The sequence below is a fragment of the Faecalibacterium sp. Marseille-Q4164 genome (assembly GCF_017377545.1).
Taxonomy (GTDB): Bacteria; Bacillota; Clostridia; order Oscillospirales; family Ruminococcaceae; genus Faecalibacterium; species Faecalibacterium duncaniae.
Genome location: NZ_JAFREJ010000022.1, coordinates 1 through 22,534, shown reverse-complemented (window position 1 = coordinate 22,534; position 22,534 = coordinate 1). Strand labels below are relative to the sequence as shown.

The 22,534-nt window shown below is 54.1% G+C and carries 25 protein-coding genes; 5 read left to right on the top strand and 20 right to left on the bottom strand.

Annotated elements, in window-relative coordinates:
* Positions 1–156: 156 nt before the first annotated feature.
* The 8 genes from J3352_RS12950 to J3352_RS12915 form a co-directional block, all read right to left on the bottom strand.
* Positions 157–1,536, bottom strand: coding sequence for a ParB/RepB/Spo0J family partition protein (locus J3352_RS12950; RefSeq protein WP_156066603.1), 1,380 nt, complete (start codon positions 1,534–1,536; stop codon positions 157–159).
* Between the two features lie 45 nt (positions 1,537–1,581).
* Positions 1,582–2,121, bottom strand: a complete 540-nt coding sequence (locus J3352_RS12945; RefSeq protein WP_242699967.1) for an MBL fold metallo-hydrolase — start codon at positions 2,119–2,121, stop codon at positions 1,582–1,584.
* 128 nt (positions 2,122–2,249) lie between these two features.
* Entirely contained in the window at positions 2,250–3,113 is an 864-nt protein-coding gene (locus J3352_RS12940; RefSeq protein WP_156066601.1) for a nitroreductase family protein, read from the bottom strand.
* Positions 3,114–3,147: 34 nt separating this feature from the next.
* On the bottom strand, positions 3,148–4,191 hold the full coding sequence (locus J3352_RS12935; RefSeq protein WP_113993237.1) for a ribonucleotide-diphosphate reductase subunit beta: 1,044 nt from the start codon (positions 4,189–4,191) through the stop codon (positions 3,148–3,150).
* 10 nt (positions 4,192–4,201) lie between these two features.
* Entirely contained in the window at positions 4,202–6,718 is a 2,517-nt protein-coding gene (locus J3352_RS12930; RefSeq protein ID WP_197036536.1) for a ribonucleoside-diphosphate reductase subunit alpha, read from the bottom strand.
* Positions 6,719–6,876: 158 nt separating this feature from the next.
* Positions 6,877–8,088, bottom strand: a complete 1,212-nt coding sequence (locus tag J3352_RS12925; protein ID WP_156066597.1) for an FprA family A-type flavoprotein — start codon at positions 8,086–8,088, stop codon at positions 6,877–6,879.
* Positions 8,089–8,111: 23 nt separating this feature from the next.
* Complete coding sequence (locus J3352_RS12920; protein ID WP_156066595.1) at positions 8,112–10,025, bottom strand: acyl-CoA dehydrogenase family protein; 1,914 nt, start codon at positions 10,023–10,025, stop codon at positions 8,112–8,114.
* Positions 10,026–10,047: 22 nt separating this feature from the next.
* The gene (locus J3352_RS12915; protein WP_097782394.1) at positions 10,048–10,479 is read right to left on the bottom strand and encodes an Rrf2 family transcriptional regulator; all 432 of its coding nucleotides are present in this window, start codon (positions 10,477–10,479) and stop codon (positions 10,048–10,050) included.
* Positions 10,480–10,957: 478 nt separating this feature from the next.
* Between J3352_RS12915 and J3352_RS12910 the strand changes: the two genes are divergently transcribed.
* Complete coding sequence (locus J3352_RS12910) at positions 10,958–12,037, top strand: GGDEF domain-containing protein (protein ID WP_156066593.1); 1,080 nt, start codon at positions 10,958–10,960, stop codon at positions 12,035–12,037.
* 540 nt (positions 12,038–12,577) lie between these two features.
* Here J3352_RS12910 and J3352_RS12905 read toward each other — a convergent pair.
* The 10 genes from J3352_RS12905 to J3352_RS12860 form a co-directional block, all read right to left on the bottom strand.
* Positions 12,578–13,249, bottom strand: a complete 672-nt coding sequence (locus J3352_RS12905) for a GTP pyrophosphokinase family protein (RefSeq protein ID WP_156066591.1) — start codon at positions 13,247–13,249, stop codon at positions 12,578–12,580.
* Positions 13,246–14,940, bottom strand: a complete 1,695-nt coding sequence (locus J3352_RS12900; RefSeq protein WP_156066589.1) for an FAD-dependent oxidoreductase — start codon at positions 14,938–14,940, stop codon at positions 13,246–13,248. The genes J3352_RS12905 and J3352_RS12900 overlap by 4 nt, the downstream gene beginning before the upstream one ends.
* A complete protein-coding gene (trxA, locus tag J3352_RS12895) occupies positions 14,937–15,257 on the bottom strand; it encodes a thioredoxin (protein WP_156066587.1) in 321 nt (106 codons plus the stop codon). The genes J3352_RS12900 and trxA overlap by 4 nt, the downstream gene beginning before the upstream one ends.
* A gap of 28 nt (positions 15,258–15,285) precedes the next feature.
* The gene (locus tag J3352_RS12890) at positions 15,286–15,861 is read right to left on the bottom strand and encodes a 4Fe-4S binding protein (RefSeq protein ID WP_156066585.1); all 576 of its coding nucleotides are present in this window, start codon (positions 15,859–15,861) and stop codon (positions 15,286–15,288) included.
* A complete protein-coding gene (locus tag J3352_RS12885; protein ID WP_156066583.1) occupies positions 15,858–16,061 on the bottom strand; it encodes a 4Fe-4S binding protein in 204 nt (67 codons plus the stop codon). The genes J3352_RS12890 and J3352_RS12885 overlap by 4 nt, the downstream gene beginning before the upstream one ends.
* Before the next feature lie 337 nt (positions 16,062–16,398).
* On the bottom strand, positions 16,399–16,773 hold the full coding sequence (locus tag J3352_RS12880; RefSeq protein ID WP_156066581.1) for a desulfoferrodoxin family protein: 375 nt from the start codon (positions 16,771–16,773) through the stop codon (positions 16,399–16,401).
* Between the two features lie 35 nt (positions 16,774–16,808).
* Entirely contained in the window at positions 16,809–17,351 is a 543-nt protein-coding gene (gene rbr, locus J3352_RS12875; protein WP_022358553.1) for a rubrerythrin, read from the bottom strand.
* A 79-nt stretch (positions 17,352–17,430) separates the two neighbouring features.
* The gene (locus tag J3352_RS12870) at positions 17,431–18,087 is read right to left on the bottom strand and encodes a Crp/Fnr family transcriptional regulator (RefSeq protein WP_097771467.1); all 657 of its coding nucleotides are present in this window, start codon (positions 18,085–18,087) and stop codon (positions 17,431–17,433) included.
* Position 18,088: 1 nt separating this feature from the next.
* A complete protein-coding gene (locus tag J3352_RS12865; protein WP_156066579.1) occupies positions 18,089–18,490 on the bottom strand; it encodes a NifB/NifX family molybdenum-iron cluster-binding protein in 402 nt (133 codons plus the stop codon).
* Entirely contained in the window at positions 18,487–18,867 is a 381-nt protein-coding gene (locus J3352_RS12860; protein ID WP_156066577.1) for a DUF134 domain-containing protein, read from the bottom strand. The genes J3352_RS12865 and J3352_RS12860 overlap by 4 nt, the downstream gene beginning before the upstream one ends.
* Before the next feature lie 274 nt (positions 18,868–19,141).
* Between J3352_RS12860 and J3352_RS12855 the strand changes: the two genes are divergently transcribed.
* Positions 19,142–19,348 carry a DUF6219 family protein gene (locus J3352_RS12855; RefSeq protein WP_156066575.1) on the top strand — a complete coding sequence of 69 codons (207 nt, stop codon included), beginning with the start codon at positions 19,142–19,144 and terminating at the stop codon, positions 19,346–19,348.
* Here the strand turns inward: J3352_RS12855 and J3352_RS14355 are convergent.
* Positions 19,345–19,584, bottom strand: coding sequence for a hypothetical protein (locus J3352_RS14355; protein ID WP_242699966.1), 240 nt, complete (start codon positions 19,582–19,584; stop codon positions 19,345–19,347). The genes J3352_RS12855 and J3352_RS14355 overlap by 4 nt on opposite strands.
* On the opposite strand from J3352_RS14355, the gene J3352_RS12850 reads away from it, so the two are divergent.
* From J3352_RS12850 to J3352_RS12840, 3 genes are all read left to right on the top strand, one after another.
* Positions 19,486–19,725, top strand: a complete 240-nt coding sequence (locus tag J3352_RS12850) for a hypothetical protein (protein ID WP_347562996.1) — start codon at positions 19,486–19,488, stop codon at positions 19,723–19,725. The genes J3352_RS14355 and J3352_RS12850 overlap by 99 nt on opposite strands.
* Before the next feature lie 87 nt (positions 19,726–19,812).
* Positions 19,813–21,318 (top strand): DNA methylase, encoded by a 1,506-nt coding sequence (locus tag J3352_RS12845; RefSeq protein WP_156066573.1) that lies wholly within the window; start codon positions 19,813–19,815, stop codon positions 21,316–21,318.
* Complete coding sequence (locus tag J3352_RS12840; protein WP_156066571.1) at positions 21,299–21,796, top strand: hypothetical protein; 498 nt, start codon at positions 21,299–21,301, stop codon at positions 21,794–21,796. The genes J3352_RS12845 and J3352_RS12840 overlap by 20 nt, the downstream gene beginning before the upstream one ends.
* 251 nt (positions 21,797–22,047) lie before the next feature.
* Here the strand turns inward: J3352_RS12840 and J3352_RS12835 are convergent, their stop codons facing one another.
* Entirely contained in the window at positions 22,048–22,383 is a 336-nt protein-coding gene (locus tag J3352_RS12835) for a hypothetical protein (RefSeq protein ID WP_112122108.1), read from the bottom strand.
* Between the last annotated feature and the right edge of the window lie 151 nt (positions 22,384–22,534).

The following is a 22,534-nucleotide window of genomic DNA, read 5'->3' as shown; positions in this document are numbered from 1 at the left end:
TGCCTCTGGCACCGCCTGCGGCGGCGCTGCCCTTGACTGATTTTCCCGGCTATGCTACGGAATAACTGGCGACGGGGAATAATTTATATCTCCAGAGCTTCGGGGCGCGGGGCAGAGCCCCGCAATCCTCGGGCCATGTTGACCCGAAGTTTCGGCTTACTTTTCCTGTTCGTTTTTCTTCTCCGGCTTTTCGTGTTCCTTCTGCTGGCCCTTCCAGTCGTCCAGCAGCTTGATAATCTGGTCCTTCATTTCCCTCGGCGTAGTTTCCTTGCCGAAATATTTGCTCAGTTCCGCACCTGTCAAAATCACTTTGTCTACCTCCTTTTTGTCCTCCATCATAATGCCGTCGATCACATCCCCGTTGAGCAGCTTCTTTTCGTCCAGCTCCCGCATACGCTTTGCCTGTGCCTGCGAAGGCGAGGACTGCTGGCTGTCAATGGCGACAGCGATATAGTTCTGGTTCTTCTTGCCGATATAGGAAAGCTCCACCGCCGTAGTAAAGCCCAGCTTTTTTTCATCCATCAGCTTCATCAGGTCGGGAACCAGCTCATTGAGACGGATATACCGCTGCACCTGCTTGACCGCCATCTTATTGCGCTCGGCCACGATCTCGTTGGAGCGTTTGCCAGCGTCCTTCGGGTCAATCTGGCCCGAAGTGCGGGAGCCCTGGTGCTTGATAGCCTCAAGCTGCATTTTCAAGGCTTTGGCCCGCTCACTGGGGAGGATTTCTTCACGCTGGTTCAGATTATCCTCGACCATCTGGGTGATGGCTTCATCATCCGTCAGGTTTCGGACGATACAGGGCATATCCGCATATCCGGCAAGCTCGCTGGCTTTCTGGCGGCGGTGGCCGGACACGATCTCATAACCGCCATCCTCACGGGGACGGACGATAGCGGGCTGGGTCACGCCCTTGTCCTTGACGCTGGACACCATAGCCCGCATTTCTTCATCATCCCGAACCTCAAAGGGATGGTTCTTGAAGGCGTGAAGCTCGTTCAGCTTGATATAGACGATCTGTTCCTTGCCCCGGCGTGGTGCATCCTTCGGTTTTTCGGGTTCCTTCGGAGCGGGAGCGGCCTGTACCGTTGGAGCCGTTTTTTTCTCCGGTTCCTTTTTGACCGCATTTTCCGGTTTCTGTGCGGGAGCTTTGGGCTTCGGGGTTGCGGCCTTGTCCTTATCTGCTTTCGGGGGACGGCCCCGGCGCTTCGGCTGTTCCGGCTCTTTTGGTTTTTCCTCCGCTTTTTTCGGAGCCTCCGGCTGCTTTTCCGGTTTCTCCGCTTTTGCCGGGTCAGGCTTTTCCCCGCCGGGAGCTGCCGCCCGTTCCTCGGCTTTCTTTTCCTTCATAATTTCAGCGAAGTTATAGACAGAAACCTGTGGGTTCTTTACCTCCGGTTCCGTCTTTTTTTCCGGCTCCGGGGAAACGGAAACCTTCTCCGGCTCTTTTGGGGGAGCGGGAGGCGTTTCCTTGCCCAGCCCGCTATCCGTTACCGGCTGTTCCGGCGTTTTTGTGGTTTTATCATCTGCCATAAGCATTTACCTCCTGTTTTTTGGCATGAAAAAAGGGGCTCAACTTTTCAGTCAAGCCCCCGTGGGAAGTTCCTCCTTTCTCCGCCATGATACAAAAATACCGCCCGTAGTCTCGTTTGGGCGGTACTTTGTGTAAGATTGGCAGTCCATTATTAAGTTTTTTATTATGTTCCCTTTGTACACCGTTGCAAGCGTATCTCTTTCGCCAACCTCCAGCATACGGTCTTCCGACAATGCACCTGTGCCGAAGAACTGCTTGATCAGGGTAAATGTTTTCGCGTTTCCCACGATCTTCATCTCCGGGTACTTTTGTGCCAGCCGCATGAGGCTGCCGGAATGATCCGGCTCCATGTGTGTGACCACAAGATAGTCGGGGCTGCGCCCCTCCAACACCCGCGCCACATTGGAAAGCCATTCTTCCGCTGCCCGTGCGTCCACGCTGTCCATCACGGCAATCTTCTCATCCAGAATGACATAGGAGTTGTAGCTCACTCCCATAGGCTGGACGGAGTACTGGTTTTCAAAGAGTGCCAATGTGTTATCATCCACTCCTACATAGCGGATGGCATCTGTTACCGTTTGGATAGCCATATAAAAAATACCTCCTATTTTCCTTACTCAGACTCTGACTGATAGGTTCTTCTTTTCTAATGGAACATACGCTCAACCGCAGATCGACGGTCGCGCATTTTACCGTTGCCTTGCTTCCCCCAGAGTCGTTACATGTGGTACACCGCAGCGGAGCGAAGTCCTTCCGGCAGGCCGTCGGGCGCAGCAGGTGAAAGTTCCCAGCGTACCTGCCCCACCCACTGGGAGGCGACGGCGGAGAAGTGGAGCATGACAATACCGAGATCCAATGCGGCATCCAAATTATCGGTGTAGGCATCCTCCTGCTGCACCAAATAGATGCTGTGATCCTGCACAAGGAAGCCATAGGGCTGACGGTTGAGATAGCTGGGGGAGAGCGAAGCGGCGTAGAAGGACTGCCAGAGCATATCGTCGTAGAAGTCCATCATCTCGTCAAGCCCAGACTTGTTGCTCCAGCTCCCCATGTGAACCAAATCGTGCACGCCCTTTTTGGGCGCGTAGTACTGCTGCTCGGCCCGCACATCGATCTGAGACATACTTAGGATATTCAGCCGCAGTTTTTTTGCGGTCTTTTCCCCGTAGCCAAAGGCAACGATTGCCGCCACCTCTAACGGGGTGGCGAGAGACAGTGCCTTTTTGATTTTGTCGCTGTCGGTGAAGGTCATCCAGCAGGTGTCAATGTCCAACTCAGTCAGCTTGAGGACGAGATCTTCCATCATGTAGCCGGCGTTGATGGCCGCATAGGAATGCGGGGCAGACATAAGGAGCAGGTAGTGCGGTGCTCCGATGAGAAATTGATTATAGCCCGCTGAGCTCTCCAGCGCCGGCTGTGCATCCTTGTCCAAGACGATCAACTCCGTTGCAATCTCCGGGACAAGACGGGGGCAGGTCTTTTCATAGTAGGATCGGAGCTGGCCGATAGCCTCGCTCGGAACTTCCTTTTCGCGGAATGCGCGAACGGATTTGCGATTTTGAATCATAGCGCTGTAATTCATAGTAATATCTCCTATTCTGATGTCTTTGGTTTTCTTATAAATCGTCTATCAGTGCGGTGCTCTTGGCGTAGGCGGTACTGCGTGCCTCAAAGAAATCGGTCTTGACCATGTTGGCGTCGGCGTACTGGCTGACCCATTCCATGCTCTCCGGTTCGCTCTCAAAGCCTGGATACAATGCGGGATAGCCAAGGCTCGTCCAGCGGAGGTTGCCGAGATAGCGGATGTAATCGCTGATCATCTGCCGGTTCAGCCCCGGGATGTCGTCGCCGATTACATAATGCCCCCATGCGATCTCCTGCTCCACGCCCTCACGCATCATCTCGCGCAGCGCTTGTACGCTCTCGGCGGTGAACAACTCCGGCTGCTCCTTTTGCAGCTCCGTGATGATATTGCGGAACAGCCACAAGTGCGTGTTCTCATCGCGGTTTATGTAGCGAATCTCCTGCGCCGAGCCGGGCATCTTCCCGTTTCGGGAGAGATTGTAGAAGAACATAAAGCCGCTGTAAAAATAGATGCCCTCCAAAATATAGTTTGCCATCATCACGCGCAGCAGCGTGGGAGCGTCCTTCCGCTCCTGAAACTCGTTGTAGCAGTCCCCAATGAAGGTGTTGCGGCGCAGCAGATGCTCGTCCGTTTTCCATTGGTAGAGGATGTCATTGCGCTCCACGGGGGAACAGATGGTGTCGAGCATATAGCTGTAGCTCTGTGAGTGGACACACTCCTGAAACGCCTGAATGGACAGGCAGAGATTGACCTCGTTGGCGGTAATGTAGGCGCCGATATTAGGCAGGTTCGCTGTCTGAATGGAATCCAAAAAGACAAGAAAACTCAGAATTTTATCGTAGGCGCTGCGCTCGGCTGACAGCAGGCGGGGATAGTCCTTCACATCCTGCGAGAGATTGATCTCCTCAGGAATCCAAAAGTTGTTCATGGCCTGCCGGTACCAGTCGCTGACCCAAGCGTACTTCATATTGTTGAAGTCATTGAGGTTGGTGGTATTGCCGCCGATCATGCGCCGCAGGCGCACATCAGGTTCGCCCTCCGGGTTAAAGAGGGGCTTTTTCTTCAGTTCCGTCATGCTATCCTCCTTATGACGAGCAGCTTTCGCAGGTCTCGACCTCAAGGGCCTTGCTGCGGACATAGTAAATGGTCTTGACGCCGGCCCTCCACGCCTCCAAATACAGTCTGAGCACCTGACGCATGGAATAGTCGTTGGTGATATAGAGATTCATGCTCTGCGCCTGGTCAATATGTCTCTGGCGAAGGCCCGCGGCGCGTACCGACCAGCTTTGGTCGATCAGATGCGCTGCCTTATAGTACCACCATGTGTCCATAGAAAGCTCCGGAGCAACGCGGGGCAGCATGCTGCCCTTTTTTTCCTCTAAAAAGAATTTCTTCATAATTGGATCTATGCCCGCCGACGTGCCGGAGAGGATAGATGTGCTGGAGGTCGGTGCGACCGCCAGCAGATAGGCGTTGCGCATTCCCTGCACCGCCACCGTTTTCGCAAGCGCCCGCCACTTTTCGGAGGTATAACCCCGCTTTTCAAAATACGCGCCCGTCTGCCAGTCGCTGCCCTCAAAGAGCGCGTAACGACCCTTTTCCCGTGCCAGTGCTGTGTCCGCCTTGACGGCGGCGTAGTTGATGAGCTCGAACACTGCGTCGGTGAAGGCAAGGTGCTTATCGCTCTCCCAGTGGATGCCGCGCTTTGCCAGCATGTGGTGGTAGCCGCTGACGCCCAGGCCGATGCTGCGGTACTTCTGATTGGTAAGCCGCGCGTATTCCAACGGGTAGAAGTTGAGGTCGATCACATTATCCAGTGCGCGGATGGCCGTTTCCACCGTGCGTTCCATATAGGCCTCATCCTCCACCGGCAGATTACCGAGAGACAGACTCGCCAGGTTGCAGACCACAAACTCACCTGGGCGTGTGGCCGTCACCACAATTGTGTCGCCGTTCTCCGTGTGCACCTCAGTGCTGATGTGCTCGATGGGTGCCATGTTCTGCGCGATCTCCGTACAGAGATTGGAGCAATAGATCATTCCCGTGTGGCCGTTTGGGTTCATATGATTTACACTGTCTCGATTGAAAGCGAAGGGCGTGCCGGTCTCCACTGCCGAGCGAAGCACCAGCCGCACGATGTCCTTGACGGTGACGCTGCGCTTTTCGATGCGCGGGTCATTGACGCAGTCCAGATACCGCTTCTCCCATTCTGTACCCCAGTAATCCTCCAGTGCGTAGCCCTTGACCGTGAGGATCTCATGCGGACACATGAGATGCCACGGCGCGTCTATGTTCTCCTCCGCTAGCCGCCAGAAGAGATCCGGATAGCACACGGCGGGAAACACATCATGTGCCTTCATGCGGTCGTCGCCGTTGTTAGTGCGAAGTTGAAGGAATTCCGGCAGATCCCGGTGCCATGCGTCTAAGTAAACCGCCACAGCGCCCTGCCGCATCCCCAACTGATCCACCGCCACGGCGGTGTCGTTGACCAGCCGGATCCAGCGGATAACACCGCCCGCCGCCCCTTGAAAGCCGCGGATGGTGCTGCCTGCAGCGCGCACCTTACCGAAGTACATCCCCATTCCACCGCCGAATTTAGAGACCTTTGCGAAGTTGTCCAGCGAGCGGTAGATGCCGTCCAGACTGTCCGGCACAGTGTCCACAAAGCAGCTTGAAAGCTGATGGTAGGGCTTTCGTGCGTTGGACATGGTAGGTGTCGCCATCGTGACCTCCATACGGCTGAGCATATCGTAAAAGCGTTTTACCCACCCCATGCGGTCAGAGCCTTCGTTCATAGCAAGATGCAGCGCGATACCCAAAAACATCTCTTGCGGTGTTTCCAGCGGCACGCGGCTGCGTGACTGGATCACATAGCGTTTGAGCAGCAGGTCAAGGCCGGAGTAGGTGAATAGCTCGTCCCGTTCCGGGCAGAGAAAGTCCTCCGCCATGGCAATCTCCTCGTGGGTATAGTGGGCAAGGATATAGTCACCGTAGAGTCCCTTATCCGTCAGATAGCGAAGCTTGCCATAGAGGTCGCCGACGCCGCGCCCCTCCCATTCCTGTGCGTTGCGACAGCGAAAGGAGTGGTTCAGAAGCCGTGCCGCGATGAACTCCCACTTGGGTGCCTCTGCCGTAGTCAGCTCTACCGCCGCCTTGGTCAGTGCCTCAGCCCGCTCATCCTCCGTCATGCCCAGGCGACAGAAGCTCTCAAACTTCATTTGAAGCGCCGCGAGGGAGTAGACTTCCTCGGTAAAATCCATCTGGATGCGGCGCAGCACCTCGTCAAGCGAGTCATCCCCCACCGTCCGCGCGATGGTATGCCGGACACGGCGCAGCGCAGACCGCTTTTCGCGGTAGAGGATGTACGCCTTGGCCACCTCATAGTGTCCGCGCTCCATGAGCGTTCGCTCCACCTCGTCCTGCACACGTTCTACGGTGAGCGGCACTGTGACGGAGAGATTGTTGAGAACGGTGGCGAGGATCTCATCCATTTCTCTGCTCCCGATCTCCTTGCCCTGTCCGTCAAACGCCTTTTTCATGGCGTTGAAAATTTTCTCCTGTTGAAAGGGAACAGACTCCCCGTTTCGTTTTCTGATCTCCATTTCGATCCTCTCATCTTCTCCGGTCACTTCTCATGTCCTTTTGGGCAAAGAGCGGGCAAGCGCAGTATCACGCTTGCCCGCTCTGTTTTTGAAAGCCGGTTTTTTTGCAGCCGACGCGGCGGGGCTGTTTGTTGTCTTGGTTTTGGCTTTCCTGCCAGTTACTTCATAGATTCCAGAATGGCGTCCGCCAGTGCTTCCAGCTCAGTGCGCTTGTCCGTGCCCATGGACGAGGCGAGGCTGAGCCGCTCGTTGAGCACCGTCATGTTCTTAAGCTCATTGTTGACGAATTTCTGCATGAGGTCACCGGACTTCACCGCCCATGAGCCGTTTTCAATGATGGCAAAGGTGCGGTTTTGCAGATTCAGTGCCTTCATATCCATGAGGAAGTCATGCATGGCGGGGTAGATGCCGAGGTTGTAGGTCACAGAGGCCAGGACAATGTGACTGTACTTAAACGCCTCGGAGATCAGCTGGGAGACATGAGTGGAGGACACATCGTACATCGCCACCTTGCTCATGCCCTTATCGCAGAGCGACGTCGCCAGCGCCTGCGCCGCGTTCTCCGTGTTGCCGTACATAGAGGCGTAGACGATGAGCACGCCCTGGGTCTCAGGGGCATAGCGGCTCCATGTGTCGTACTTTTCAATGAACCAGCCCAGATCCTTGCGCCACACGGGGCCGTGGAGCGGGCAGATGTACTTGATCTGATCCAAAACGCCGCCGACCTTTTTCAGCAGGAGCTGGATGTGGGGGCCGTACTTGCCCACGATGTTGGTGAGGTAACGGCGGGCGTCGTCCAGCCAGTCCCGCTCGAAGTCCACCTCGTCGGCGAACAGCTTGCCGTCCAGCGCGCCGAAGGTGCCGAAGGCGTCGGCGGAAAAGAGGACGCCGTCGGTGACGTCGAGGGTCACCATGGCCTCCGGCCAGTGAACCATAGGCGCGCCCACAAAGGTGACGGTGTGCTTGCCGAAGGAGAAGGTGTCGCCCTCCTTCACCTCGATGCACTCATGTCCGTCCACATGGAAGCCGAACTGCCGCATGAGCATGAATGCCTTCTCGTTGGAGATCAATTTCACCTTAGGATGGCGCAGCAGAATCTCCTCGATGCAGGCGGCGTGATCCGGCTCCAGATGGTTGACCAGCAGGTAGTCCAGCTCGCGGCCATCCAGCACATACGCCAGATTTTCCAAAAGCTGGCGGCAGGCAGACCAGTCCACCGTGTCAAAGAGCACCGTCTTTTCATCCAGCAGGCAGTAGGCGTTGTAGCTTACGCCCCGGGGAATGGGAAAGCAGTTTTCAAACAGGGCCAGGCGATGGTCGTTGGCGCCCACCCAGTAGAGGTCGTTCGTTACTTTACGCACGCAATACATCTTATCTTGCCTCCTTCACGGCCTCAAGCCTTTACAAATTGATCCTTCGTCTCCGCGCACTCGGGACACACCCACTCGGCGGGAAGCTGCTCAAAGAGCGTACCGGGCGCGATCTCGCCATCCTCGTCGCCCAACTCCGGCACATACTCGTAGCCGCAGCCGCTGCAGACGTAGCGGTCGCCGATGGGGGCGGGCTTTGGCGGCGTGGGCCGCTTCATCTTTACCATGGGCGGCGCGGGCAGCTTTTCGCCGCTATCCAGCGCGGCAGTGAGCAGGGGCAGGATCTCCTCCACATCGCCCACGATGCCGTAGTCGCAGTTCTTGAAGATAGGCGCGTTACCGTTCTTATTGATGGCCACGATGGTGGAGGCGTCCTTGATGCCCTTAAGGTGCTGGGATGCGCCGGAGATGCCGCAGGCGATGTACAGATTGCCGGTGAACTTCTGACCGGACATACCCACATAGCGGTTCAGCGGCAGATATTTGAGAGTCTCCGCCACAGGGCGGGAAGAACCGATGGCCGCGCCGGCGGCCTTGGCCAGCGACTCTACCAGTTTCATGTTCTTTTTCTCCCCGATGCCCTTGCCCGCGGAGACCACCCGCTCCGCCTGCGGGATGGGCGTATCCATAGGGATGCCCACGGAGAAGTCGTGACCATCCTTCTTCAGCGCCGCCACAAGGTCGGCCACCTGCTGGGCAGCATCCCCCTCCCGGAAGATGGTCTTTTTGCGAATGCCGGTGATGGGCGCGGGTTTCTTGGCCGCCGAACGGCTCTCGCCGCCGGAGCTCTTGCCCAGCCTGCCCAACAGATGAGAGGCGATGACCACCCGCTGGATCTCGTTAGTGCCCTCGTAGAGGGTGGTGATCTTGGCGTCGCGGTAGGCCCGTTCCACCTCCATGCCCTTGAGGTAGCCGCTGCCGCCGTGGATCTGCAAGGCATCGTTGGTGACCTCCAGCGCGATGTCCGAGGCGTACATCTTCGCCATGGCGGACTCCATGCCGTAAGGCGCGTGCTGCTCCTTCAGCTCCGCCGCGGAGTAGATGAGGAACCGGGCGCAGCGCAGCTTGGTTGCCATATCCGCCAGCTTGAAGGCGATGCTCTGCTGGGCCGCGATGGGCTTGCCGAACTGGACGCGCTCCTTGGAATAGCTCAACGCGTGCTCAAACGCGCCCTGGGCGATGCCCAGCGCCTGCGCGGCGATGCCGATGCGTCCGCCGTCCAGCGTGGACATGGCAATCTTGAAGCCCTCGCCCTCCTTGCCCAATAGGTTTTCCTTGGGAACCTTCACGTTGTTGAAGATCAGCTCCGCCGTGGAAGAGGAGCGAATACCCATCTTGTCATAGTGGTCGCCGAACTCAAAGCCCTTCCAGCCCTTCTCCACGATGAAAGCGGAGATGCCCCGGGTGCCGACGTCCGGCGTGGTGACGGCGAAAACCACATAGGTGTCCGCCTTAGGGGCGTTGGTAATGAAGATCTTGCCGCCGTTGAGGAGGTAGTAGTCCCCCTTATCCAGCGCCGTGGTCTCCGTGCCGCCGGCGTCGGATCCAGCGTTGGTCTCCGTAAGGCCGAAGGCACCGATCTTCTCGCCCTTGGCCAGCGGAACCAGATATTTCTTCTTCTGCTCCTCGGTGCCATAGGCGAAAATGGGCCATGAGCCGAGGGAGACGTGGGCGGAGAGGATTACGCCCGTGCCGCCGTCCACACGGGCCAGCTCCTCCACCGCGATGGCGTAGCTCAGAGCATCAAGACCGGCACCGCCGTACTCCTTGGGGTAGGGAATGCCCATCCAGCCCAGCTTACCCAGCTTCTTGACAGCCTCATCGGGAAACTCGTTGTTCTGATCCATTAAAAATGCGAGGGGCTTGATCTCCTCCTCCGCAAAACTCCGGATCTTCGCGCGCAGCTCTTCGTGCGCCGACGTGGTTTGAAACAGCATAGGGGTACCTCCTTTTAAAATTTTACAGCTTGCTTGTATCTTGGGGATCGGATCCGCCGGTCAGCAGCCTGCGCAGGCTCACGGCACGGAACGCCTCGTCCTGCTTTTGCTGCAAGGCCGCCAGCTGACAGTGGATGGCGCACCGCCCATGCTTGTCCTGCCAGTGGCATTCATATCCCGGCTCCATGCAGGCGCACAGGATGCCCCGCTCCCCCACGACCCCCATGAGATCGTAGAGGGAGGTCGCGTCCAGATCGCAGGACAGCGCGCAGCCGCCGAGAGCGCCGCGGCTCACCCGCACCAAATTGCCGGCGGAGAGCTTGCGCAGAATCTGGTAGGCAAATTGATTGGGGATCAATTCCGTTTCCGACATCTCGGCCACCGAATGCTTCTTCCCGTCCAGCAGCACCCGCAAAATGCGCAGCGCGTAGTCCGTCTCTTTGGTGATGATCATGCTCCACATCCTCTTTTCGCTTGCTTGTTAATACCATAATATCAATCTTGATAAAATTTGTCAAGATAGTTTCAAAAAAATATCGCTTTATTACAGACCGCCCCAGACCGGGTCAGCTTCGCTTTCAATTCAGCGAAAAGCCATGTTCCTTACAATTATAGAAGCCGAAAAAGCTGTGCCGTGGCAGTCCGCCAAAAGCAGAAAAGACTATGCCTGAAAACCAGAAAGCGGAGGAATTGGTTGGGGCTCGCAGGGATCGTCCATCCAAGGCGGATGAGGCGATCCCTGGCAAGCCTAAGCCATCCAACCGAAACAAGCAATAAAGTGCGTGCTTTTCATTTTATTCATGCCGATCATTCTTGGGAGACCGTAGAAAAATTTCCATTGTTATTGACATGATGTGCGTTACAGAGTAAAGTATTCATCAAGACTGATTCGCAATAAAGAATATCATGGTCGTTCCGTGATCGAGGTCGTTATGATAAAAGGAAATGTAAAAATAGATCGCAAAAATCTCATCAGCATCCTGCAAAGCTGCCTTGTGCTGATTTTGGTGATCCTTGTCGCTCTGATGATGGTCGAGATCGGCAACCTGAAGGGCACGGCCCGCGTCATCAATTATGCCGGGCTGGTGCGCGGAGACACGCAGCGGGCGGTAAAGCTGGAGATCACAGGCACCCGAAACGATGAGTTGATCGCGTATTTAGACGATATTTTAAGCGATCTGACATCCGGGGATGGGCACTACGAATTGGTAAAGCTCAAGGACGCGGCCTATCAGGAAAGGCTGGACATCCAGCGTGCCTACTGGGAGCGGCTCAAGGCGGAGGTCGCGGCGGCCAGACAGCGTGGATATGAGAACACCCAAATCGTTGCCATGAGCGAGACCTATTTTGAAATGGCGGACGAAACGGTGTCTGCCGCGGAACACTATTCAGAAAAGATCGCCATGAAGATCCGCACTATTGAGATCCTCTCGGCACTGGATATGCTGTGCCTGGTGATCCTGATCATGCTCCAGACCGCCATGGCACTGAAAATGGCCCGGAAAAACCAACTGCTGGAGCAGAAGGCATACATCGACATCCCTACCGGCCTGCCCAACAAAGGCTCCTGCGAGGAGCTTCTCAACAACAGGGAAATTCTCCGGGAGCCTACGGCCTGCGTCATATTTGACCTGAACAATCTGAAAACCGTCAACGATACGATGGGTCATTCGGCGGGTGACCAACTGATCCTGAGCTTTGCCCGGCTTTTACGCCGGGTGATCCCGGAAAAGCATTTCGTGGGCAGATACGGCGGCGACGAATTTATGGCGGTCATTTACCATACGGACCGGCAGGAGGTGGAGGGCATACTGGACAGTCTGCGCAGGGAAGCCGGCGCTGCAAACCGTGACGGCAATCAGCTTCCTCTCATCTACGCCTACGGTTGGGCGATCTCCGCCGATTATGAAGGCTGCGTCATGCAAACGCTGCTGGACAAGGCCGACTATTGCATGTACGAAAATAAGCGAGCCTACTACGCCACCCACGACCGGAGAGCGCCCAGGTCATAAGGCTCTTTTCAAACGAAAAACAGCAAGAACGAATTCGTTGCCACTATTGCGAAAAAAGCCTGGCCTGACGAAGAAAGGACAGGGAGGCGGCACTGAACGTCCACGTCGCAGTTGTGATGGAGGTACTGAAGGCTGGTGGCAGCGTGCAGTTCATCAGCTTCGTTAGCTTTGAGGTGAAGGGGTGCGCTGCCCGATCTGCCGGTTCGATGGTTTGCTGTACAGGAAACTCACCAGCAGGTACTTTACGATGAACGCTGGGGCGAGGGGCGGACGACTATCTTCTTTGCTGCACAACTGCACCATTTTCTCATACACGGACGATAGATCCAGCACTGCCTCACATTTCCGGAGGATGGTCTCCTGCTGCATTAGATACTCGATTAATCCGCCAAGCTGATCTGGCCATTGCTGTAACGATACATAGCTGCCCTCCAGATACAAGGTTTTTGCTGGATTTTTGCCAGTTCTCTTGCTCCAATTATACCACAGATTGGCCTCTATGGATTGAAATATAAGGCTTTTTCTTTTATTCAGTGCATATTAAGTTAGGATGTGCAGTAGATGCTCCATTTTACCATCCCACTCTCTGCTGGAATCGGCGCACTCTTTCAGTTCAGTTTCGATTTCAGCATTTATCGGCAGATTTTTCTTATAGCGGATGGTATGCTCAAGGCTTGCCCAGAAGTCCATGGCGATTGTACGGAGTTGTATCTCCACTGGCACATGGATCTCTTTTTCCGCAAAGAATACCGGCAGCCGGATCGTCAGGTGCAGACTGCGATAGCCATTTGGCTTAGGGTGTGAAATATAATCTTTCTCCGTGATGATTTCAATGTCAGACTGATCTTTTAAGCACTTTGCCAAAAAGAACACATCCTCCTCGAAAGAGCAGATCACCCGCACACCGGCAATATCCATGATATTTGCCTGCATGGTCGGAAAATCCAGAGAAAGTCCGCGCTTCTGCATCTTATTCATAATGCTGGACGGCGACTTCAAGCGACTTTTCATACTTTCTATCGGATTGCGATCATGCTGCAATGAAAACTCTTCGTTTAGAATTTCCAACCTGCTTTCCAGTGCTTTCAGCGCACATCGGTATTGCAGCATGACTTCCTGATACCTGCGATTTTCGCTTAAAAGGCGCTGGCACTGCAGATCATCTAAGCCTTTATCTGCCGCAACCGTCAAGCCAAATAAATTTTCACTCATAGTTTCTCCATTCCGCAGGGATAGGCGCTCCGCGCTGTCTGCTGCTCTTGTGTTACGACCTGATAAAAACTGTATCCGCCGGAGAGATGGGAACAGCTGAAACCATACTGCGTCAAAAGCCGACAGGCCAGATAACTGCGAAGCCCAGTCTGGCAATTCACATAGACAGGCTTGTCCCGCTCTAACTCGTCCAAGTGCTCCCGCAGATCGTCCAGTGGAATATTGCGGAATCCATTCAAGTGCCCACGCCGATATTCGCCTTCCGTACGGACGTCCAGCAGCGTCGCACTGCCATCGCAGGGCAAGTCCTCAACATCATTCCAATGGAACTGCTGCACTTTCCCGCTCTCCAAATCCTCGATCATAAAACCGGCCATATTGACCGGATCCTTGGCAGAGGAATAGGGCGGCGCATAGGAAAGGTCAAGTTCCGTCAGTTCCAAAGCTTTCATTTTTGCGCGAATGGCCGTTGCCAGTACATCAATACGCTTGTCCACGCCCTCGCCGCCAACGATCTGCGCACCGAGCAGCCGCAGGCTTTCTTTTTCATACAGTACTTTCATTGCCATTGACCGTGCGCCGGGATAATAGGCAGCGTGGGATGCCGGGAAAAGTACGACTTTGTCGTAAGCGATTCCTGCTGCCTGCGCTGCCTTTTCATTGATACCCGTGGAGGCCGCTGTCAAGCCAAACAGTTTCAGAACAGACGAGCCCTGAGAGCCGTGAAAGTGGCTATTGCCGCCACAGATATTGTCAGCGGCAATGCGTCCCTGCTTGTTGGCGGGTCCCGCCAGCGAAATCAACGCTTTCTGCCCGGTTACAAAATGGGCGACCTCTACGGCATCGCCCACAGCATAGATGTCCGGCACGGAGGTTTCCATCCGTTCGTTGACAGCGATGCTGCCACGAATACCAAGCTCAAGACCGACATCTTTTGCTAAATGCGTATCTGGGGTAACACCGATGGCCAGCAAAACCATATCCGAATGCAGCGGCTCACTACCCTCCAGCAGCGTCAGCACGGAATCTCCGTCCTGCCGGAATCCGGTGACGGTTTCACCCAACCGCAGAGTCACGCCGTGTCTGCGCATTTCCGCATGGACAAAGCTCGCCATGTCCGCATCCAGTGGTGCTAATAGCTGATTGGGTCGCTGAACGATGGTGACAGAAACGCCCATTTCTGTAAGGTTTTCCGCCATTTCCAGACCGATAAAGCCGCCGCCAGCCAAAACAGCGGTTTTCGGCTTCTGATCCTCTACAAAGTGCCTAATGCGGAGGGTATCCTCCACGGTGCGCAGCGTGAAAACACGCTCACTGCTGACGCCGGAAAGCGCAGGAACCGTCGGCTTTGCGCCGGGTGCGAGGAGCAGTTTGTCATAGGTTTCCGTGTAGACCTTTCCACTATCCAATGCGTGAACGGTGACGGTTTTCTCTGTGGGATCGATCGCAGTTACTTCCTGCCGTACCCGCACATCAATGCGAAAGCGGTCCCAGAAGCTCTCCGGAGTTTGCAGTGTCAGTTCTTCTTGCTCCTTGATCACACCGCCCACATAATACGGCAGACCGCAGTTGGCATAGGACACATAGCCGCTGCGCTCGATCATGATGATCTGGGCGTGTTCATCCAAACGGCGGATGCGGGCAGCGGCAGAAGCACCGCCCGCCACACCGCCTACGATCACAACTTTCATCTTGCGCCCTCCACCATTGCGGCAATCTCCGACTTAGGCCGATAGCCGACCGATTTGGTAATGGCCTTTCCATCCTTGAATACGACCAGCATCGGGATGCTGGATACCTGAAAACGCATCGCCAGCTCCATCTGCTCGTCCACATTGACCTTGCCCACCTTGAGCGCACCGCTTTTTTCTTCGGCAAGCTCATGCAGTACGGGATAGAGCATTTTGCACGGTCCGCACCAGTCCGCATAGAAATCCAGCAGGACGGGCTTGTCGGAATGCAGTACCTCATTTTCAAAATTCGCAGCAGTAATTTTCAGTTCAGCCATGAGAAAGGCTCCGTTCTGTTATCTTTGTTTATTCTTTGTTTTTCAGCTTGCAAATGCCCTGCGTCATGGTTCCCATCGGACAAAACGCACACCATGTGCGGGGCTTGTAGAGCACCATAACGATCAGACCCAGCAGCAGAGAGGTCAGCATGAGGCCATAAAAGCCAAAGCTGAACTGCGCCACCCAGTCAGTGACCGTACCGGCTGTATAAGTCCAGCTCCACGGCACACGGAATGTCCAGAACAGCTTAATGGCCTCCCGCAGGGACGCAGCACCCGCAGCGACCAGATAGGTCTGGAACACCATGTTGCCGAACATCGTCAGGAAAAAGAGCAAAAAGCCATAACGGAACCACTTGGAGGACATCCAGCGGGGCGTGGGCTTGCAGCGGGAGCATTTAAGATCTGTCCCCAGCTTGCTGAACAGTTGACCCCGTCCGCAGAGGTGGTTGCAAAAGAATTTGTTCCCGCCAAAGATGGCTAAAAGCAGCGGCAGAAAAAAATCGATCATACCCAGCCACGCGAACAGGATATTGAAAAAGCCCAGTGCAAAATAGATGATGGCATATACCCACAGGTAATCGTACCAATGCTTTGCTTTCATGCGTCAGCCCTCACTTTCACCTCAATGCAGCCGACGGGACAGAGCTTTGCGCACTTGCCGCAGCCTACGCAGCGTTCCGCCTCCACGGCGGCGTAGCAGCCGCAGCGCACCTTGACGGCCCCCAGTGGACAGGTATTTTCACACACACCGCAGGCGACACACCGCGTCTTATCTATGGCAGCCAGTTTCTTTGACAGCATAGCTTTCCTCCCTTAATCCTGCAAGGATTTGTAATAGAGCATACAGTGGCAGACCCCTCGAAGCCCGGATCTGCAATTGGATTCTTGAACTCCTGGCACATACATTTGGTTGCCTCTGTGCGCTCCCTGCGGCAGGGGCAGTACCCGCCGGCGCGCTTGAGTCCTTTTCTGATGGTGCTGACAATCTCCTGATCGGGATTGAGCTTGATTTTCATGTTCGCCAGCTCTTTCTTGATTGTGGCTTTATCATACCGCAGGACAAAGTCTTTTTCTGTGACGAGGTTACATTGATAAAAAAATCCGGTGCTTTTTGAGCACCGGATTTTAAGAAGGTGAATTACGCTTTCCACAGACTGTGGAGGTTGCAGTAGGCGTAGACCGCCTCGACCTCATCGCCCTCGCAGAGAGCGAAGCAGACCTCCGGCTTTTCGCCGGGATGCAGTTCCTTACGCTGATTGCCCTGCTTGGTCTGGAGAGATACCCATTCGATGTAGTGCTCCGGCAGCATGGGGTGCTCTACGGAGCCGACCTTGACATGGACGATGCCGTTTTCCACCGTCCAGACAGGAACGTGCTTCTCCACGGCGGCGTCAGTGGTGCCGGGGACGATCTCGCTCATCGGCTCGCCGCAGCAGACGACAGGGACGCCTGCGTCCTTAACTCTGGCAATGATGTTGCCACAATGCTTGCAAATGTAAAACTTCTGCTCCATGATAATTCTCCTTTTCTTTCTTTAATAGTTTTCCTTTAATAGTTTTCTGCGTGAATTTCAAAATAGCTCTGGGGATGATTGCAAGCAGGGCAAACCTCCGGAGCTTTCTCACCGATCACAATGTGACCGCAGTTGCGGCACTCCCATACCTTGACCTCACTCTTGGCAAAGACCTCTGCCATCTCCACATTGTGCAACAGGGCACGGTAGCGCTCCTCATGGTGCTTTTCAATGGCGGCTACCAGGCGGAAACGCTGGGCCAGCTCATGAAAGCCTTCCTCATCGGCAGTTTTGGCAAAGCCATCGTACATATCCGTCCACTCGTAGTTCTCACCCTCAGCGGCGGAGAGAAGGTTTTCTGCGGTGTCGCCAATGCCGTTCAGTTCTTTGAACCACAGCTTGGCGTGTTCCTTCTCATTATCAGCGGTTTTGAGGAATAGTGCCGCGATCTGCTCAAAGCCTTCCTTCTTGGCCTTGGATGCAAAATAGGTGTACTTGTTGCGTGCCTCGGACTCACCGGCAAAGGCAGCCATCAGGTTTTTTTCGGTTTGAGTTCCTGCGTATTTCGTTTCTTTCATGGTGGATACTCCTTCCTGCTTTTCTGCTTTTATTGTAGCAAATCTATGATTTTATTCCGTGACGAAGTCACATTCCTTTTTATTTTAGACGATTTAGTCTGTTCTTATCCCGCAGCGTGATTGCACCACGCTTCAGCTCCACCAGTCCGTCCTCCGAGAAGCTTTTGAGCATCCGTGCCACTGCCTCCCGTGCCGAGCTGATGTGCTGGGCGATCTGCTCATGGGTCATACGTATCGTGTCGGAGCCGGTACGTTCAGCTTCGGCAAAGAGAAATTCTGCCAGCCGCTGATCCAGCCCCTTGAACATGATCTGCTGCATCGCCCACATCACATCAGAAAACCGTTTCGTTGCCAGTTCATAGAGAAAACAGCGGACATGGAGATTTTTCTCCTTGAGTGCAGCAATGACATTTGCAGGGATAATCAGAACGTCCGTATCCATTCCGGCAGTCATTTGCGTATCAAAGGTGATCTGACTGATCACGCAGGAGGCGGAAAGCACGCATAGTTCGCCCGGATACAGGCGGAACAGCGTTACCTCCCGCCCCTCATCAGAGAGAAGATAGGTGCGAATCTCGCCGGAAAGAATAAACAGCATTCCGAGACATTCATTGTCGCTGCTGTGAACGAACGCACCCTTTTTATAATGACGGACAAAGGCACTTCGGCGTAGTGTGTCCATTTCGCGTTCGGTCAAGGATGACCAGAACGGAAGTTGTGTCAGTGTGCGTTCCATATCAATGGCAGCTATGCTTGCCGCAGCCGTGGTCACCGCAGGAGTGACCAGCCTCGCCGTGCTCATGGTCATGGTGGTCACAGTGAACATTGGGATCGTAGCCCAAACTTCCGTTGAGCAATGCGCTCACCGCCGCGTCAGCGTCCCCGCTGACACCGCCGTAGAGCTTGATGCCCGCTTCGGCGAGTGCTGCCTGCGCACCGCCGCCGATGCCTCCGCAAACCAAAGTGTCCACACCGTGCTGCATTAGGAAGCCTGCCAGTGCGCCGTGACCATTGCCGTTGGTGTCAACGACTTTCGCATGAGTGATTTTGCCGTCCACAGCTTCATAAAGCTTGAACTGCTCGGTGTGACCGAAATGCTGAAAGATTTGACCGTTTTCATAGGCAACTGCAATTTTCATAATGGAATCTCCTTTGAAAGTTTGCCTGAATTTTCCATGTTGGCTCTCTGCATCCGGCAGCAACGGCCGCAGTGAGCTGTCTCCTGTCCTCCGCAGATGCGGTAGTTTCCCCCGGTGATGTGCAGTGGTTTCCCGTGGACAAGATACGCTGCGATCTTGCTCCGTGCGCTTTCGTAAATCTCCTGCACGGTAGAGCGGGAAATGTCCATTTGAGCGGCACACTGCTCGTGGGTTTGCTGCTCCAAGTCAACCAGCCGAATGACCTCGTATTCGTCCAGCGTCAGCAGGATCGGCTCGGTATTCCCGCACCCGTTGGGACAGAATGTATCGACCTGTGGTACGCCACAAATTCGACGGCACCGTGGCGGTCTTGGCATGGGAGCTTTCCTCCCTTTGTATTCGGTATATTCCGATTGTAGCACTTTGAGCAGAAAAAAGCAATTTTTTTAAAGCTGCTACATTTTCCGTCCTCATATGTGTGCCGGCTGATATTCGGAGTCGAATGCTACATGTGAGCCTTGTTCGTAATGCCCACCGATCATGACCGTAGCGGCAGTCACAGCATCCACATGAAAGCGTTCCCGGTAATGCTTGCATTTTCGTAAAAAAACGATATAATTGAATCAGTTAAATCAAAGGAGGCATCAAACCATGAAATCACATAAATACTGGGCCTTAGGCGCACTTTTCTGTATGTTGGGATGCATTTATTCTGGAATCAAAAAATCTATGACTGCGCATAAATACTTTGCCTATTCCTCATTGCTTTGTATGGGCATGTCCATTTATCCCGGTCACAAACTGGTTTCTCCAAAGAAGAAAAAAATCACTAAATCAAATAATAGTGAGAATAGTTAAACAAAAAATTTCCTTTCTTTATCTTTATTCTCCTTGCCCTGCGGGACCGGTATGATTTTGAATACGGAACCGATAAAGAGGTTGATGGTGCTGTCATCAACGACAAGTGCAAGACTCTGGCGCAAAAGGTCAAAGAGATTATCGACACCAAATCTTCGTTTGCTGACTGGCTGAACAATCAGAACGTCCGCAATCAGTTGAAGCTGGAGATCAAGATCTGCCTTGTAAAACTCCACAGTACAGCCCCGAAGTTTTCAAAAAGGTCATGGAGCATGTCGAGAACTTTGAGGAGAACAATTAAATCATCCATAAAGAAAAAAATACAGCTATATTCAGGCTTCACACTGAAATATAGCTGTATTTTTTTGCATCGCTAACAATTGTTGTGCTTTCTCTTGAAAACAGCGTAAAGATTTATTATAATAAGATAAATAGTTGTAACTTTTGCAAAGGAGGCCTGAAGTATGGCAGCACAGCGCACCTATCTGGCAATCGACCTGAAAAGTTTCTATGCCTCGGTGGAGTGCGTAGACCGCCATCTCGACCCCCTGACCACCAATCTGGTGGTGGCGGACGCCTCCCGCACCGAAAAGACCATTTGCCTTGCGGTGTCGCCCTCCTTAAAAGCCTACAAGATACCCGGCAGAGCGCGGCTGTTTGAAGCCGTCCAGCGTGTCCGGGATGTCAACACCCAGCGGCTGCAGACTGCCATCCGGCAGAATAAGGCAGTCCGGGGAGAGGACGGCAAGTACCACTTTGCCAGCACCTCTTTCGATGCCACCGCCCTGAACGCAGACCCGGCGCTGGGGCTGAGCTATATTGTTGCGCCGCCCCGGATGCAGCGGTATCTGGATGTGTCCACCCAGATCTACAAGACCTACCTCAAATATGTGTCCCCGGCAGACATTTACCCCTACTCCATCGACGAGGTTTTCATTGATGTGACGGGCTATCTGCCTTATTATCACATGAGCGCCCATGAACTTGCCATGACCATGGTGCGGGAGGTGCTGTACAACACCGGCATCACCGCAACGGCAGGCATCGGCACCAACCTCTACCTTGCAAAGCTGGCCATGGACATTGTGGCAAAGCACATCCCGGCAGACAAAGATGGTGTCCGCATTGCGGAACTGGATGAGCAGTCCTATCGGTATCTGCTGTGGAACCACAGACCCTTGACGGATTTCTGGATGACCGGTCCCGGAACCGTCAAGCGGCTGGAAGCTCATGGCATCTACACCATGGGGGACTTGGCACGGTTCTCCATTCATGGAGAAGATCGTCTGTATGAGATTTTCGGCGTGGATGCAGAAATTCTCATCGACCACGCATGGGGCTACGAACCCTGCGGCATGGAGCAGATCAAAAGCTACAAGCCCAGCACCAACAGCATCAGCGAGGGGCAGGTACTATCCACTCCTTACCCGTATGATAAAGCAAAACTCATTGTCCGGGAGATGGCGGAGATTCTGATGTTCCGGCTCACGGAAAAGAAGCTGGTGGCGGAATCCATCACCTTGGAGGTGGGCTACGACCGGGAGAACGTGGACAAGGGCGGCTATCGTGGTCTGACCCAGACCGACCGCTACGGCAGAATCATCCCCAAGGCGGCACACGGCACCGTCCGGTTTGATGCCCCTACCAATCTGGGCAGTACCCTCATCAACGAAAGCGCAAAGCTGTTTGAGCGCATCACCGACCCGGCGCTGACGGTGCGGCGCATTACTATCAACGCCAACAAGGTCACGCCGGACGAGGGCATCTATCAGGTGGACTTTTTCACCGACACCAAGAAGCTGGAAAAGGAGAAAAAACTCCAGCAAGCCATGCTTGGCATCAAGAACAAGTACGGCAAAAATGCCGTACTGAAAGCCAGCAGCTACGAGGAAGGTGCCACCATGCGCCAACGCAATGCGCAGATCGGTGGTCACAGCGCAGGAGGTTCAGATGGAAAACTACAAAAATAGCAAAATCGGGCTGGAGACCGCCCAAAAGTACGGGGACATCCTAGAGATGGAACGCCCCCAGACCGAAGAATCTCTCCACAAGCACCCCCGCATGACTTTACAGAACCGGGCAAAGATTTTCTCTCCCTTTGCAGCCTTGCGTGGTTATGATGAGCAGCTTGCCGCAGAAAAGCAGCGTACCGAGCGTGTGCCCAAGCGCATTCTGACTGAGGAAGAAATGTCGGATCTGTCCGATCGGCTGATGCAGGTCACCAAGGGCATGACCATCACGGTGCGGTATTTCAAAGAGGATACCGCCCACCCGGAGATTCCCGCAGTGGGCAACTACATCACGCTGACCGGAAAAGCGGACCGCATCGACCCGGTGTTCCGCACCTTGCAAGTGGGCGAAACCGTAGTGCCCTTTGAAGATCTGGTTGAGATCAGTGGGGAAAGCATCATGGAGATTGACCAATATCTCGGCATTACAGAGGATTAAGCACAAAAAAGGCCACCAGTCGAAAAAACGGCTGGTGGTCTTGCCTACTTATGATGTATCGTCGGTAACTGCTTGACTTTGTTTCTGACTTTTTTGCGTTCCAGTGAGAACACCATATCTGGAGTACGTTCAAAAAATCCTATATCACGCCGCCAGCTTGTGCCGCATTTGCAGTGGAACAGACCAATGAACTGCTGCTTCATTTTACGTCCGCAGTTCGGACAGATTCGCTTGCTGGCTTCCATAAAAATTTACTGGAGTTTGGCAACAATTTCATCAGCGGACATACCGCTGGCAAGCAGCTTCTTCAGCACATCTTCTGCTTCGCTTTTCTTTGCTTCTTCCATTGCCTTTGCTTCGGCGGCAGCTTTTTTGTTTTCGGCTTTGGTAAGTTCCTTGGTGACGGCTTTCAATTCTGCTTTCTTGGCTTTCATCTGCGTTTTCAGATCATCGAGATTTGCAGTCAGCGTAGCAACCTCAGATTCGATTTTTTCCTTTTCAGCGGTCTTTTCTGCAACGACGGCTGCATAATCAACGCTGGCCTTTACAGTACGAGCCTTATTCTTGCTTCCCTTGGGTCTTGCCATAATAATTTCCTCCCATAAAGTGAAATAATTTGATACTTACAAGTATATTTCCAAATAGTCAGAATTGCAATAGGTAACATGAGCCGTTTTCAACTGCTACTGTGCCACATCAGAAGGTAGGGCTTCATAATGGCAAGATACTTATCGCGTG